The organism is Halobacillus shinanisalinarum, assembly GCF_022919835.1.
In the GTDB taxonomy this organism is placed as follows: Bacteria; Bacillota; Bacilli; order Bacillales; family Halobacillaceae; genus Halobacillus_A; species Halobacillus_A shinanisalinarum.
This window is the reverse complement of the sequence record NZ_CP095074.1, coordinates 787,562-802,417: the sequence shown is the minus strand read 5'-3', so window position 1 is coordinate 802,417 and position 14,856 is coordinate 787,562. Positions and strand designations below refer to the sequence as shown.

The 14,856-nt window shown below is 42.9% G+C and carries 10 protein-coding genes, 2 rRNA genes and 1 pseudogene; 10 read left to right on the top strand and 3 right to left on the bottom strand.

All coding sequences use genetic code 11. The annotated features are described in order from the left end of the window. Positions 1-86 precede the first annotated feature (86 nt). Together MUO14_RS04280 and rrf are read left to right on the top strand one after the other, a co-directional pair. Positions 87-3,008 (top strand): 23S ribosomal RNA (locus MUO14_RS04280). Between the two features lie 68 nt (positions 3,009-3,076). Further along, positions 3,077-3,190 (top strand): 5S ribosomal RNA (gene rrf, locus MUO14_RS04275). A 327-nt stretch (positions 3,191-3,517) separates the two neighbouring features. On the opposite strand, the gene MUO14_RS04270 is transcribed toward rrf, so the two are convergent. Next, positions 3,518-4,495: a cation diffusion facilitator family transporter gene (locus MUO14_RS04270; protein WP_244753837.1), complete on the bottom strand. Its 978-nt coding sequence runs from the start codon at positions 4,493-4,495 to the stop codon at positions 3,518-3,520. A 594-nt stretch (positions 4,496-5,089) separates the two neighbouring features. Here MUO14_RS04270 and MUO14_RS04265 point away from each other — a divergent pair. Next, the gene (locus MUO14_RS04265) at positions 5,090-5,341 is read left to right on the top strand and encodes a hypothetical protein (RefSeq protein WP_244753836.1); all 252 of its coding nucleotides are present in this window, start codon (positions 5,090-5,092) and stop codon (positions 5,339-5,341) included. A 96-nt stretch (positions 5,342-5,437) separates the two neighbouring features. Here the strand turns inward: MUO14_RS04265 and MUO14_RS04260 are convergent, their stop codons facing one another. Further along, on the bottom strand, positions 5,438-6,697 hold the full coding sequence (locus MUO14_RS04260; RefSeq protein WP_244753835.1) for a BaiN/RdsA family NAD(P)/FAD-dependent oxidoreductase: 1,260 nt from the start codon (positions 6,695-6,697) through the stop codon (positions 5,438-5,440). Positions 6,698-6,803: 106 nt separating this feature from the next. Here MUO14_RS04260 and MUO14_RS04255 point away from each other — a divergent pair, with 106 nt between their 5' ends. Together MUO14_RS04255 and MUO14_RS04250 are read left to right on the top strand one after the other, a co-directional pair. Further along, positions 6,804-8,432, top strand: a complete 1,629-nt coding sequence (locus MUO14_RS04255; protein ID WP_244753834.1) for a putative polysaccharide biosynthesis protein — start codon at positions 6,804-6,806, stop codon at positions 8,430-8,432. Positions 8,433-8,436: 4 nt separating this feature from the next. Next, positions 8,437-9,159, top strand: a complete 723-nt coding sequence (locus MUO14_RS04250; protein WP_244753833.1) for a pseudouridine synthase — start codon at positions 8,437-8,439, stop codon at positions 9,157-9,159. 79 nt (positions 9,160-9,238) lie between these two features. On the opposite strand, the gene MUO14_RS04245 is transcribed toward MUO14_RS04250, so the two are convergent. Further along, a complete protein-coding gene (locus tag MUO14_RS04245) occupies positions 9,239-9,478 on the bottom strand; it encodes a DeoR family transcriptional regulator (RefSeq protein WP_396265805.1) in 240 nt (79 codons plus the stop codon). 143 nt (positions 9,479-9,621) lie between these two features. Here MUO14_RS04245 and MUO14_RS04240 point away from each other — a divergent pair, with 143 nt between their 5' ends. The 5 genes and pseudogenes from MUO14_RS04240 to MUO14_RS04220 all read left to right on the top strand — a co-directional run bounded on the left by MUO14_RS04240 (position 9,622) and on the right by MUO14_RS04220 (position 14,843). Continuing rightward, positions 9,622-10,647, top strand: a complete 1,026-nt coding sequence (locus tag MUO14_RS04240) for an ion channel (protein WP_244753831.1) — start codon at positions 9,622-9,624, stop codon at positions 10,645-10,647. Next, complete coding sequence (gene pepV / locus MUO14_RS04235) at positions 10,644-12,023, top strand: dipeptidase PepV (protein ID WP_244753829.1); 1,380 nt, start codon at positions 10,644-10,646, stop codon at positions 12,021-12,023. Before MUO14_RS04240 ends, pepV begins: the two co-directional genes overlap by 4 nt. Positions 12,024-12,355: 332 nt before the next feature. Continuing rightward, positions 12,356-12,925, top strand: coding sequence for an RNA 2',3'-cyclic phosphodiesterase (gene thpR / locus MUO14_RS04230; protein WP_244753823.1), 570 nt, complete (start codon positions 12,356-12,358; stop codon positions 12,923-12,925). After that, the gene (locus MUO14_RS04225; protein ID WP_244753821.1) at positions 12,925-13,836 is read left to right on the top strand and encodes an NERD domain-containing protein; all 912 of its coding nucleotides are present in this window, start codon (positions 12,925-12,927) and stop codon (positions 13,834-13,836) included. Before thpR ends, MUO14_RS04225 begins: the two co-directional genes overlap by 1 nt. Before the next feature lie 204 nt (positions 13,837-14,040). Continuing rightward, positions 14,041-14,843: pseudogene (locus MUO14_RS04220) on the top strand (phosphotransferase). Positions 14,844-14,856 lie beyond the last annotated feature (13 nt).

Here is a 14,856-nt window from a genome sequence, read left to right as displayed (position 1 = left end):
ACGTGACGATCCTCTTTAGATAGAGATCGACACGGGATGACAAGACATCAAACATCAATTTTTTAACGTCTTTTCACGACGACAATAGTTAAGTGAATAAGGGCGCACGGTGGATGCCTTGGTACTAGGAGCCGATGAAGGACGGGACTAACACCGATATGCTTTGGGAAGCCGTAAGTAGGCTGTGCACCGAAGATTTCCGAATGGGGGAACCCCCTGCTCGTAATGGAGCAGGATCCTTTACTGAATACATAGGTAAGGGAAGGCAGACCCGGGGAACTGAAACATCTCATTACCCGGAGGAAGAGAAAGCAAACGCGATTTCCCAAGTAGCGGCGAGCGAAACGGAAACAGCCCAAACCAGAAAGCTTGCTTTCTGGGGTTGTAGGACACTCCTTTGGAGTTACAAAAAAAGAGGATAGATGAATCGATCTGGAACGATCAGCCAGAGCAGGTAAGAGCCCTGTAGTCGACATCTTCTTTTCTCCGGAGTGGATCCTGAGTACGGCGGAACACGAGGAATTCCGTCGGAATCCGGGAGGACCATCTCCCAAGGCTAAATACTCCCTAGTAACCGATAGTGAACCAGTACCGTGAGGGAAAGGTGAAAAGCACCCCGGAAGGGGAGTGAAAGAGATCCTGAAACCGTGCGCCTACAAGTAGTCGGAGCCCATTGATGGGTGACGGCGTGCCTTTTGTAGAATGAACCGGCGAGTTACGACCGTCTGCAAGGTTAAGCTAAAGCAGCGGAGCCGCAGCGAAAGCGAGTCTGAATAGGGCGAAGCAGTAGGCGGTCGTAGACCCGAAACCGTGTGATCTACCCATGTCCAGGGTGAAGGTCAGGTAACACTGACTGGAGGCCCGAACCCACGCAAGTTGAAAATTGCGGGGATGAGGTGTGGGTAGGGGTGAAATGCCAATCGAACACGGAGATAGCTGGTTCTCTCCGAAATAGCTTTAGGGCTAGCCTCAGAATAGAAAGTCTTGGAGGTAGAGCACTGATTGGACGAGGGGCCCCTACCGGGTTACCGAATTCAGTCAAACTCCGAATGCCAACGACTTTGTTCTGGGAGTCAGACCATGGGTGATAAGGTTCATGGTCGAAAGGGAAACAGCCCAGACCGCCAGCTAAGGTCCCCAAGTGTGTGTTAAGTGGAAAAGGATGTGGCGTTGCTTAGACAACCAGGATGTTGGCTTAGAAGCAGCCATCATTGAAAGAGTGCGTAATAGCTCACTGGTCGAGTGACGCTGCGCCGAAAATATACCGGGGCTAAACACACCACCGAAGCTGCGGATTGATCCTTAGGGATCAGTGGTAGGAGAGCGTTCTAAGGGCTGCGAAGTCAGACCGTAAGGACTGGTGGAGCGCTTAGAAGTGAGAATGCCGGTATGAGTAGCGAAAAAAGAGTGAGAATCTCTTTCACCGAAAGCCCAAGGTTTCCTGAGGAAGGCTCGTCCTCTCAGGGTTAGTCGGGACCTAAGCCGAGGCCGAAAGGCGTAGGCGATGGCCAACAGGTTGATATTCCTGTACCGCCTCCTTTCCGTTTGAACGACGGGGGGACGCAGGAGGATAAGGAGAGCGCACCACTGGATGTGTGCGTCCAAGCAGTGAGACGGTCGAGACAGGCAAATCCGCTCGGCAACGTCAAGCTGTGATGGGGAGGGAACTAGAGTACCGAAGCTCCTGATTTCACACTGCCAAGAAAATCCTCTAGTGAGGAAAGAGGCGCCCGTACCGCAAACCAACACAGGTAGGCGAGGAGAGAATCCTAAGGTGAGCGGGAGAACTCTCGTTAAGGAACTCGGCAAAATGACCCCGTAACTTCGGGAGAAGGGGTGCTCCTCTGCCGAGGAGCCGCAGTGAAAAGGCCCAAGCGACTGTTTACCAAAAACACAGGTCTCTGCGAAGCCGTAAGGCGAAGTATAGGGGCTGACACCTGCCCGGTGCTGGAAGGTTAAGGGGATGCGTTAGCGCTTGGCGCGAAGCGTTGAACCGAAGCCCCAGTAAACGGCGGCCGTAACTATAACGGTCCTAAGGTAGCGAAATTCCTTGTCGGGTAAGTTCCGACCCGCACGAAAGGTGCAACGACTTGGGCACTGTCTCAACGAGAGACCCGGTGAAATTATACTATGCGTGAAGATGCGCATTACCCGCGACAGGACGGAAAGACCCCGTGGAGCTTTACTGTAGCCTGATATTGAATGTTGGTACAGCTTGTACAGGATAGGTGGGAGCCTGAGAAGCCGGAGCGCTAGCTTCGGTGGAGGCGCTGGTGGGATACCACCCTGGCTGTACGGACATTCTAACCCAGGACCGTGATCCGGTTCGGAGACAGTGTCAGGTGGGCAGTTTGACTGGGGCGGTCGCCTCCTAAAGAGTAACGGAGGCGCCCAAAGGTTCCCTCAGAATGGTTGGAAATCATTCGCAGAGTGTAAAGGCACAAGGGAGCTTGACTGCGAGACCTACAAGTCGAGCAGGGACGAAAGTCGGGCTTAGTGATCCGGCGGTACCGTATGGAAGGGCCGTCGCTCAACGGATAAAAGCTACCCCGGGGATAACAGGCTTATCTCCCCCAAGAGTCCACATCGACGGGGAGGTTTGGCACCTCGATGTCGGCTCATCGCATCCTGGGGCTGTAGTCGGTCCCAAGGGTTGGGCTGTTCGCCCATTAAAGCGGTACGCGAGCTGGGTTCAGAACGTCGTGAGACAGTTCGGTCCCTATCCGTCGTGGGCGTTGGAAATCTGAAAGGAGCTGTCCTTAGTACGAGAGGACCGGGATGGACACACCGCTGGTGTACCAGTTGTTCCGCCAGGAGCATCGCTGGGTAGCTACGTGTGGACGGGATAAGTGCTGAAAGCATCTAAGCATGAAGCCCCCCTTGAGATGAGATTTCCCCTTACGCCAAGTAAGTAAGATTCCTCAGAGACGATGAGGTCGATAGGTCCGAGGTCGAAGCGTGGTGACACGTGAAGCTGACGGATACTAATCAATCGATGACTTATCTATATCAAAATTGAATCGTTTGGTCTTGCCTGTCTTATCCAGTTTTGAGGGTTTCCCTCATAAACGTATGATGTGGTGGCGAGAGCGAAGAGGTCACACCTGTTCCCATGCCGAACACAGTAGTTAAGCTCTTCAGCGCCGATGGTAGTCGGGTCGATCCCCGTGAGAGTAGGACGCGGCCACGTCAAACAACCCCTTGGAATTATCCAAGGGGTTGTTTTTTATAGATTAGGAAACCAGAAAAAATTGACTGTGGATAAGGTTACATGAAGATAGTTACATCTAACTCCAGTGCTCAAGTCACGAAAGACTAGTCAATCGCCCAGTAGTCCCACAGGACGTCGTTCAGTGTTGGTACAAGGGCGAGCCAGTCTTAACCGAACTTTCCATAAATCTGTTCCTGTCCGAACTCCATCTGCCGTGTCTGCCGGTTGCTTGCGCTGTATTACTCCCATATAAAATGAATAGCAAAAACATCGCAAATCAGCTACGCGTGACGTTAAATAGAAGAATCAGTTTTTCTTAGGATTTGATTTATCTACTTGCCAGTCTTTTTGATCATCAGTCTCTAATATTCCTATTGTCACATCGACAACTCCTGGATCCTCCATTACCTTTTCCTGAACTTGGTATTTGATATCATCCGCTTCCCCTAGCGTAAGTCCTTCTTTAAGCTCAATATAACTCTCAACATGATAATCTCTTCCTTCTTGAAGAGTACGCAGCTTACTAATATCAACTACGTTTTGATCACCTAAAATAATTTTCGCTATTCGTTCTTCAACAATTTTAGGGGCAGCTACACCGATTAAGCCAATTGTATTTTCGTATCCAATTTTGAGAGCAATACCAATTAGCAGGATGCCGATAATAAGAGTACCTAAACCATCAAGAAAGTATAACCCTGTTAGATTGGACAACACAACAAAGATTAACGCGATTGCCGAACCGGCTGTGGCTATAATATCTTCATAAAAAACAAGCCGTGTAGGCGGTGCTGCGAGGCTAACATTTTTAAATGCATTTATGAAAATATTACCTTTTTCTGAATTTGTCCGGCTCTCCACAACAATTTCTTTCATTACTTTTATTAAGATATACCCATCAATGATGATGGCTATTATTAGTACTCCAATATTCAACCAGATGTTAGATGAGGGGTGAGGGTCTTGTATTAATCCCCATCCCTTTAAAATGGTCTCATAGGCCATGATAGTAATAATAGTAACAGCCACAAGTACAAATAGGTTGACGACGCGTCCAAATCCAGTTGGAAACCGCTCTGTAGGTTCTTTTTCAGCTAATGCACTACCAAAATAGACAAACCCCTGGTTGGTGGCATCGGCTGCGGAGTGGATAGCTGTAGCGAACATTGCTCCACTACCGCTAACTGCAGCTGCAATCGCTTTGATAATTGCCAATAATGTATTCCCCAAGGCAGCTATACCAGATGATTTATTCCCTTTCTTAAGCAATTTTAAAAAGGCCATAAAGTTTTTCACCCTCACTGATTTAATTCAATACCTTTTTATTTTGCTTTAAAAGTACAATTTTAATCTCCTATTTAAGAATTCCGATGAATCTTTTTTAACGGTTCGTTTAGACCATTAAGCATCAGGAACAAGATTTACATGATTATGATAAACTAATAGAGGATGTTCAAAAAGTTACGAGATGATAAGGTGAAACTTCCATCAGGGTTTTTACTGATGGTTCGTTGAGGCTTACACGACGTGGCGATTTTAGTCTGTGTTCCTTAAAATTCTGACATTTACGGACAGTTAACCCCCCCGCTTAGCTTCTTATTTTCACGACGATACCTTTGGAGTTTTACTGACCGTTCATACGGGATAAACAGCGAATTTCTTCGTTGCTCGGTTTTTCCGATCCTCACCTCCGCTGTGGTCCTCAAAACCGTCGCACTTCGAACTTCTTGCGACGCGCAAAGAACGTGCTCGTGTCGACTTTGTCACGGGAGGTGACGATCTTTGTCGAGTTTCTCATTCGTCAACTTTTTGAACACACACTAAAAATAAGTTTCACTTTTTATAAAATGAAAAATGGTAGTAAGGAGGTTTAGTATTGTGGAGGATAAACAGTCACACGTACTTGTTAACAAATATACTTTTGTGCTGCTCTTCATTCCAGCAGGATTTTATTTATTATCATTAGGAGAAGATGCTTCGAAGTTTCAACACATCTGTCTGAACGGTATGATTATAATTCTGGCTGTTATGGGTGTGTTAGCTGCCACTGGAAAATCTCTGTTCTATGGAGTACTTTGCTTGGCAGCAGCTTTGTTACTTACATATATGAGTTTAGTTCTTATTTGGTAAAAAGCCGAGAAACCTATCATCAGGGATCTCGGCTTTTTATCTTTATACTGAAGGAAGATCTTTAAAGTTGAATAGATCGTTATTCAAAATTTTCCTCTATCCCATCGCTTCATATGCTGCATGAATACCTGCTACTCGACCTGTAACCATAGCAGCTGTGATGTTATATCCCCCTGTATAACCATGAATATCAAGAATTTCACCACAAAAGTAAAGACGTTCCATGAGTTTCGATTGCAGCGTATTTGGTACAACCTCTTTAATTGAAACACCGCCCCCCGTGACAAAGGCTTTTTCAATTGGTTGCGAATCATGGACAGTAACATTAAAATGTTTTATGTGTTTGACAAAACTGTGCAGTTGCTGGTTGGAGATGTTTGCGGCTTTATCTTCATGATTTACATCATTGATCTTTAATAGGTAGACAAGTAATCGCTCGGGAACCAATCCTTTAACGACATTACGGAAAGACTTCCTAGGTTGTTCTTTCAATTGGTTTTGCAAATGTTCATATAACTTCTGCTCATGTTCATCGGGTAGACAATCTATCTCTATGGTAACGGGTCTATGCCCTTTCATAAATTCCTTTACTACATACTGTGAACACCTTAGAATTGCTGGCCCTGACAAACCGAAGTGTGTAAATAGCATGTCCATTCGATGGGTAATGATTGCTTTGTTTTTTTTACTGATAACGGAGACGTCTACATCTCTTAAGGATAGACCTTGGAGTGCTTTATTTTGAATAAAAGAATCTTTTGATAGCAGGGGAACTTCTGTTGGGAAAAGTGTAGTTATCGTATGTCCTGCTTTCTTTGCCCAGGCATAGCCATCACCTGTACTTCCTGTGTGAGGAACAGCCTTCCCGCCGACCGCTAAAACAACGGAGCGAGTGATGACTTTTTCTTTGGACTCTAAAATTATTTGATGCTCATTCTCCCCATAGTGTATTGCTTCAACAGGGATTTTTGTCCGTATTTCGACATTAAGTTCCTTAAGCCGTGAAAGAAGAGCGTTGACAACATCTTTCGCTTTGTTACTAACTGGAAACATTCTGCCGTGGTCCTCTTCTTTTAACCCCACTCCTAGATCTTCAAAAAATTCAATGATGTCATAGTTGTTGAAAACGGAGAAAGGGCTGTACAAAAATTTTCCGTTGCCTGGTATATGTTTAATCACTTCATCTTCTGGCAGCCGGTTCGTGACATTACAACGGCCGCCACCCGATATCGCAAGCTTTGTGCCAAGCTTGCTTCCCTTATCAAGAAGTAAAGTAGTAACCCCTTGTTCAGCTGCTGCAATGGCCGCCATTAGCCCTGATGGTCCTCCACCGATGATCGTTACTTGGTAGCTCATGTCGTTCTTCCTTTCTTTTTAACCACTTAAAACAGATGTTTCCTTGTTATTTATGATAAAATAGATCCGTTCGACTCTACAACATATTGAAGGTGAAGATAACATTATGTCGAAAATTTTAAAAGGTACAATGATCCTGACAGTAGCCTCATTTCTGTCAAAATTTCTAGGAATGATTTATACAGTCCCATTTGAGGAAATGGTCGGCCCTGACGGTATGGAGCTGTATTTCTACGCTTATACACCATACAATATTTTATTGAGTTTATCTACACTTGGTGTGCCTTTGGCTGTTTCAAAGTTTGTCTCCAAATATAATTCGCTTGAAGATTATCAAACGGGACGTGAGATGCTAAGGTCCGGCATGCTGCTTATGGGATTTACAGGAATTGTTGCGTTTCTGATTACGTTTTTAGGTGCTGAACAAATTGCCATTCATAGTTTGTCGGATGAAGCTACGAATACTAAGGTAGCCGAGGTAACGATTGTTATTCGTATGATCAGCTTTGCCCTACTAATTATACCTTTAATGAGTATCATACGCGGATTTTTTCAAGGAAACGACTCAATGGCTCCCACCGGCATTTCTCAAGTCATTGAACAAATCGTGCGGATTATCTTTTTACTCGTTTCGGTGTACGTTGTACTTAATGTGTTGGGTGGGGAGCTTTCAACAGCCATTGGTTTTTCCACTTTTGCGGCTTTCATAGGCGGAGTTGCCTCATTAATTGTCTTGGCTGTGTTTTGGAAGAAACGTAAACCCCATTTGGATAAGCTGGTAGAACAGCAAGAGTTCACGTATGATATTTCAAGGAAATCAATGTATAAAGAACTATTAGGTTACGCTGGTCCATTTGTGTTGGTTGGAATAGCGACACCTCTGTATCAGTTAATTGATCAATTTACATTTAAACAAGCGATGACCGTGGCTGGATTAGGTGATAATTCCGGTGTAGCATTATCAGCTATCCATGTGTTAAGTCATAAATTAGTAATCATACCTGTGACATTAGGCATTGGTCTATCCCTTGCTTTACTACCGGCTATAACAAAGTCATACACTAAAAATTACATGGGGCAGTTAAATCACCAAATTAATCAGGCTTTACAGATTATCGCCCTGCTCATTCTGCCTGCTGTTGTGGGATTATCGGTTCTCGCTAATGAGGCTTATGGAGCCTTTTATGGGGTAGATAAGGTGAGTTATTTTGGGGATTTTCTTAGATGGTATGCGCCCGTTGGATTATTCTTTGCATTATATACGGTAACATCGTCCATTCTACAAGGTATAAACCGGCAAAACTTCGCTGTAGTCAGTCTCGGTTCAGGACTTGCGATTAAGCTCCTTACAAACTCATGGTTTATCGTTATGTTTGGTGCAAAAGGATCGATTATTTCAACCGGATTGGCAGTCCTTGTAGCTGTAGCTTTAAATTTATGGCGGATTCATAGAGCGATTGATTTTTCATTCAAGCAAGTATATAAAAGAAGTTTGCTTATCATAATCGTTACTACAATCATGGCTGCAGTCGTTTTTTTAATAAAATGGGCTATAGGCCTTCTGTGGGACCCGCTTGATAGCAGACTGGCTGCCCTGTTTATATTGATGCTCAGTGCGGGGATAGGCGGAATCGTCTATATATGGATGGCTTACCAAACAACATTGCTCGAAAGGATACTAGGAGGACGTGTACGGATACTTGATAAGTTTCTAAGACGCGGGCAAAGGGGGTAAGGATATGCGAATCGATAAATTATTAGCTAATATGGGCTATGGTACACGTAAAGAAGTCAAAGGGTTACTTAAAGGCGGAAATATAAGAGTTAATGGTCAGCCTGAGAAGAGCCCCAAAACCCATGTGAACCCAGATGAAGATATGGTTACTGTCATGGGAGAAGAGGTAGACTATCGAGAGTATATTTATTTAATGTTAAATAAACCGGGTGACTTAGTTTCTGCTACGAAGGATGCGAACGACCCAACAGTTATCGATATTCTTCAAATAGAAGATCAAGTCTTTGAGCCCTTTCCTGTCGGTAGATTGGATAAGGATACAGAGGGGTTGCTTTTAATTACAAACGATGGCCAGCTGGCTCATCGTTTGACCACGCCAAAGAAGGATATTGGTAAAACGTATTATGCTGTGATAGCGGGTGAGGTAACAGAAAATGATGTGCAAAACTTCGCTGAAGGAGTTACTCTTGAAGACGGATATGTCACAAAGCCAGCCAACCTTCACATTACGCATTCAGCTGCCCAATCAGAAATAGAGCTGACGATCACGGAAGGTAAGTTCCATCAAGTGAAGCGAATGTTTGAGGCAGTCGACAAGAAAGTTACCTATTTAAAGCGAATAAAGATAGGAAGTTTGATGCTGGCTCCTGAACTTGAGTTAGGGGAATATAGAGAACTTACTGAGGAAGAACTTGATTATTTGCTAACTATTACTAATTTAGAATAGTAAAAAACACCCGGGATTTCCCCGGGTGTTCTATCATTAGATGAAAATTTCGTAAGCATATCTTTCTGCTTTTTCTATTTTATGAAATCTTGACTCTCTTTTCAGTTGTTGTCCACTTTCCACGGTGCGGGCTTGAAACAAGACCATTGTATTCCAAAATGCTTAAGTCCCTTTGCATCGTTCGATCAGTTATACCGAATTCTTCAGCTAGCTGATTAGTCGTAACGGTCCCCTGATCTTTAATATACAAGTAAACAGCCTTGATCCGATTTAGCATACGGGATGATGGATGATTCAAAAAACCACTCCTTATTATCATTCATTGGAATTCTCGCGGTGCTAGTGAATGTATGAAGTTATCTACATATTACAACAATGAGAACAAATCGGCTAGAAAAACGCGCAAAATTTACAGAGTTTTCTAGATACTTTACAAATAGTTAAAAAATGGGGAGGCACACGATGGTTTTATTAAGAAAGTTCTTTTTGAAAATGGTAAAGGTAAACAACTACGTCTTATTTATAAGTAGTGCCTTGCTCGTGATTTTATCTTCAATCCTCGTTGTTTACGTTGAGAATGATACATTTCCTACCGTATTCGATGGGTTTTGGTGGGTGATGACAACCGTGACCACAGTAGGGTATGGAGATTATTATCCCGTAACTGCAGCTGGTCGTGGTATAGCGATTATTCTTTACATATTTGGCATCGGTTTGATTGGAATTGTAATAGGTAAGATCATTGACGGACTTGCAGTATTTAGAAAAAAACGGCTGGAGGGTGATATCGTGTTTAAAGGCAAGGATCATTTTATTATTATTGGCTGGTCACAAAAAGCACGTTTTGCTGTTAACGAAATGGTGGATACTCATAAGGATGTTGAAATCATTATCATTGACGAATTGAAAGAAGCCCCAATATTAAAGGAGAATATTCACTACATAAAAGGCAATGCCTCAGAAGCGGAAACTTTGGAAAAAGCTTCTGTAAAAAGTGCACGATCTGTCCTAATATTTGCAGATGATCACGTAACGAATGATCAAGTAGCTGATGGCAAAACACTGTTGATTGCTTCCACCATTGAGTCTGTAGCACCTAATGTTCACACCGTTGTAGAGATTATGGAAGAAAAGCATATTAAGAACTTTCAGCATGCACGCGTGGATGAATTTATTGTATCGAATGAAACGATCTCTTCACTTGCCGTAAGATCAGCCTTTAGAAAAGGTGTTTCAGAGATCTATAGCCAGCTTTTGAGACGTTCTGTAGGTGATGACCTTTATTATATCCCTGTACGCTCATCATGGGTTACGTACCGACATGCATTTCAAGAATTATTAAATGAAGGTGCAACATTGATTGCAGACGGCAGCGATCTTACCATCAATCGCCGCCTGGATGAGCAATTGCCTGCCGAAGCTGAATTGTACGTCGTTTGTGATGATCCTACTTATGAGAAGATTATGAGAAAAGGTGGCTCCCTATGAACTTTACTTCACTAAGTAAACAATATGAATCAGAGTATATAGAAAAAGTTTCGCAACTATTACGTATTCCAAGTGTTTATGAAAAGAGTACCGATTTTCCTTATGGTGAAGCTATTGATCAATCCCTTCAAACCATGCTTAAGATCGCTGAAAAAGATAGTTTTGTCATAAAGAACGTTGATGGCCACGCTGGCCACATCGAATTTGGAAAAGGAGAGCAAATTATCGGTATCCTCGGCCACCTTGACGTAGTACCGCCAGGAGAAGGCTGGGAAACCGATCCCTTCATACCTGTCATTAAGCACGGAAACATCTATGCTCGAGGAGCACAGGATGATAAAGGGCCGATAATGGCCGCCTACATTGCTATGAAGCTGCTTAAGGATCAAGGCTTCAAGCCAAACAAACGTGTCCGGCTCATTGTTGGAACCGACGAGGAACGAGACTGGCAGGGCATTGAACATTATTTTAAGCAGGAAGATATGCCTGAATTCGGATTTTCACCCGATGCCTCTTTTCCTGTTATTAACGCAGAAAAAGGGTTAGTAGATACCTATCTAACGTTCCCGGTATCCAATGAATCACATGGGGCGTGTGAGCTTTTGACGATAGAAAGTGGGGATCGCCTAAATATGGTTCCGTCCCAAGCGGTAGCGAAAATTAAAACGGCTGATGACATAGAGGAAGCATTCCAATTCTTCCTCCAAACAAAAGATGTTGAAGGAAACGTAGATAGGCAAAATGATGAAATCACCATAACAGTTGAGGGGACACCGGCACATGGCAGTAAGCCTGAACAGGGTAAAAATGCGGCCATCTTTTTGTTAGCTTTTTTACAAGAGCTCCCTCTTCCAAAAGCACACAAGCAAATCGTGACAAAGCTTCACCATCGATTTCATGATTTTACTGGGGAAGCAATAGGGGTGAATTACGTGGATGAAGCTTCTGGCTCACTTACTTTAAATATAGGCTCACTCACTTGGAATAAGGGAGAGAACTGCCTAGTAGGGGTGAATACGCGTTATCCTGTCACTGTTGATGGTGAAACTGTAATTGATAAGTTAAAACAATTTGCTGAACAGGAGGGTGGGGCGTTTGAACTGTACGATCACTTGCAAGCCCTCTATGTAGAAGAGGACAATCCTTACGTACAAACATTATTATCTATTTATAATGAGGTTACAAATGATAACGAAATGACACAAGCTATAGGGGGCGCTACTTATGCGCGGACGCTTGAATCGGGTGTTGCCTATGGTGCTTTGTTCAAAGACAGCCCTGATACTGCTCATCAAAAAAATGAACACGTGCGAATAAAAGATATGATCAAGGCGATCTCTATCTACGCGGATTCTATCTACCGACTAACTAAATAACTTCGTGAAGAGAGAAATTTCTTTCATGCAATAATGGCAAAAGAGAGAACGTATTCAAACCTTTATTTTTTTGCATTCTTCGGTCCGGTTCATTATTCCCCTGTTTGTCTTCAAAGGGAAATAACAAAAGGTTTGCCCCTTCAAGTTCTACCGTTTATCCTATGACGATGGTCCAGGGGATTTCTGTAGGATTAAATATTCCGGCAGCGTTACTTTTATGGGCGGCCTTCTTATTGATGTATGGATTTTCACTATGAGGAGTCTCGTTGGCATTGGCTTCGTTGCAGTTGTTCATAATTGGTCACCAGTTCTGTGAAATGGAGTGTTGCGGGATGACAACTAATCATTATTTTATCGGAGTTCCTTTACAAAAGGAAAGGCAAGATGAGTTTGCAGATTTACAAGAAATACTGCGAGAGGAGATGAAATATAAAAACTGGACGCATCCTGAAGACTTTCATATTACGCTGAAGTTTTTAGGCGCCTGCACAACAGAACAACTGGAAGCCATTAAAAAAGAACTGCTAAAGAAATCATGGCCTGATCCGTTTGAATTACAGCTCGGACCTGCAGACGCCTTTGGAAAGAAGGATCAACCGAGAGTTTTTCATGTATCAGTTGAAGCTGCTTCTCCTTTGGTAAGCATTAAAAGAGACATAGAGCAACTTTGTGAACAGGTAGGCTTTGAAAGAGAAAATCGAACGTATAAACCTCATGTTACACTGGCGAAAAAGTGGATCAGCGGGATATCCCCTTTGTCAGCTAAGAAAGTTCATGACCATTTTCTAAAATGCTATTCTATGGAAGTTGATCGTTTCTGCCTCTATCAAATTCACCCGCAGCAATCTCCTAAGTATGAAGTCGTATGTGAAGTGAACCTGGATAATGGAGGTGAAACTTAATGGCTCAGTTAATTAAACTGCAGGATTACATTTCGAGGTATGAAACAAATATGTACCAATACCCTAGCAAATATATTCGTTTAAAGCAGGAAAATTGGACGAAAATAAAGCAATTGTGGGAGCAAGGGAAGCTGCAACAGCAGGGGAAAAAGCAAGAGAGTCCTTTAGAGGAAGATAAAAAGGATAAACGTTGGCTTCATTTTTTAAGGAAGAAACAAGTAGAGGGTCATGCTGAAGATATCGAGGAAGAAACATGGACACCGAGAACAATGCTGGAACTAAAACAGTATTTTCTCGATGGATTGCTTCCCTTCCAAATAAAATGGGCTACTACGACATTGCAAAAGAAATCTTTCGTTGATGATTCTGTTTATAAAGATGAAATCCTGAAGTTATTTTTGCAGCGTCTACCTGATACTTTTTTAGTCATGTATCATTCCGTTGTTGAAATTAAGACGGTTCCAGTTGAAGCGTCGGAAATCATTCTAATAGGTCCACACGAAATTGAAATTATTTCCGTGTTAGATATGCCGGACGTTACGACTATTTATCCTTCTAGTGAATCTAGCTGGCAGGTAGAGAAAAAAGGGGTTCGTTCCAAGATGTTCAGCCCCATGCACGGATTAAAAAGAACAGAGACATTTGTTAAGAGTGTCATGCAAGCGTATGGTCTGGAGTTTCCTTTCCATAAAGTAGTTTTGGCACCTTCACATTCATTTGATGGGCCAAAAGCTCCTTATTTAACAAGCTACATAGATGAACTATCCTACTCTGGTTGGTTAGAGGAGAAAAGGAAGCTGAATTCCCCTTTGAAACACAATCAATTGAAAATAGCAGATTTACTCGTTCGCCACACAAAAACAATAGCAGTGAAACGCCCCGAATGGGAAATGGATGGTGCTAGTGAATAAATATATGGGGATTACAAAAAGCTGACCAAGAGATGATCATTCATACTTAATAAGATATTCCTTGAAAGCTGATAGGCTTTTGCGTTAATCTATTAAAAGGTGTCTTATTGTTGGATATAGATTTCTTGTTATATACGATATACTGATAGAAGATAAATACGTAATGCCATCACAGGAAGATTTGAGGAATTGAAGGTGAACTGGTTGGAGCACATATTAGGAAACAATTGGACAATTACGCCTGCTGGAGGTTCCACGGGTGAAGCATATTATGCTCAAAACGAAGGGAAACGTTTATTTTTAAAGCGTAACTCTTCACCTTTTCTTGCTGTTCTTTCTGCTGAAGGAATTGTACCTAAGCTAATTTGGACGAAGAGGTTAGAGAACGGGGATGTAATCACAGCCCAGGATTGGCTTGAGGGTAGAGAGTTGAATACAGAAGAAATGAAGCATCCGAGGGTTGCTGAACTGCTAAGTAAGATCCACCATTCCTCCGAATTACTGGATATGCTTATGAGACTAGGTAAACATCCACTTAGCCCCAAGAAGTTTTAAAAGATATTATCCAAAATCAAAAAATATTAGGACAGGTAGAACCCGGGATTGAAATGCATCAAGCGATTTCATATCTGGAAAAACATGTCCTTGAAGTGGAATTTAATTATCATGTTGTATGCCATTGTGATACGAATCATAATAATTGGCTGCTATCATCTAAGGACCAACTCTATTTGGTCGATTGGGACAATGCGATGGTGGCCGACCCGGCATTAGATCTTGGTATGCTGTTATATTCCTACATCCCAGAGGAAGACTGGAACAAATGGCTCCACCAATATGGCGTGAAGCCAAGTTCGCATTTATTTAAACGAATGACTTGGTATGCCGTTTCTCAGGCTTTAGCTTTTATTCAATGGCATATGATGCGGGGAGAATATCAGGAAGCTGAAAATAGAATGAGCAGCCTGAAACAAATGATGATCCGTTATCAAATTATTTCTGCCTAGAAGGACTTGTACT

Coding starts and splice junctions, on each gene's coding strand:
- MUO14_RS04270 (WP_244753837.1), bottom strand. CDS start 4,495: ATGGCCTTTTTAAAATTGCTTAAGAAAGGGAATAAATCATCTGGTATA.
- MUO14_RS04260 (WP_244753835.1), bottom strand. CDS start 6,697: ATGAGCTACCAAGTAACGATCATCGGTGGAGGACCATCAGGGCTAATG.
- MUO14_RS04255 (WP_244753834.1), top strand. CDS start 6,804: ATGTCGAAAATTTTAAAAGGTACAATGATCCTGACAGTAGCCTCATTT.
- MUO14_RS04250 (WP_244753833.1), top strand. CDS start 8,437: ATGCGAATCGATAAATTATTAGCTAATATGGGCTATGGTACACGTAAA.
- MUO14_RS04245 (WP_396265805.1), bottom strand. CDS start 9,478: ATGATAATAAGGAGTGGTTTTTTGAATCATCCATCATCCCGTATGCTA.
- MUO14_RS04240 (WP_244753831.1), top strand. CDS start 9,622: ATGGTTTTATTAAGAAAGTTCTTTTTGAAAATGGTAAAGGTAAACAAC.
- pepV (WP_244753829.1), top strand. CDS start 10,644: ATGAACTTTACTTCACTAAGTAAACAATATGAATCAGAGTATATAGAA.
- thpR (WP_244753823.1), top strand. CDS start 12,356: ATGACAACTAATCATTATTTTATCGGAGTTCCTTTACAAAAGGAAAGG.
- MUO14_RS04225 (WP_244753821.1), top strand. CDS start 12,925: ATGGCTCAGTTAATTAAACTGCAGGATTACATTTCGAGGTATGAAACA.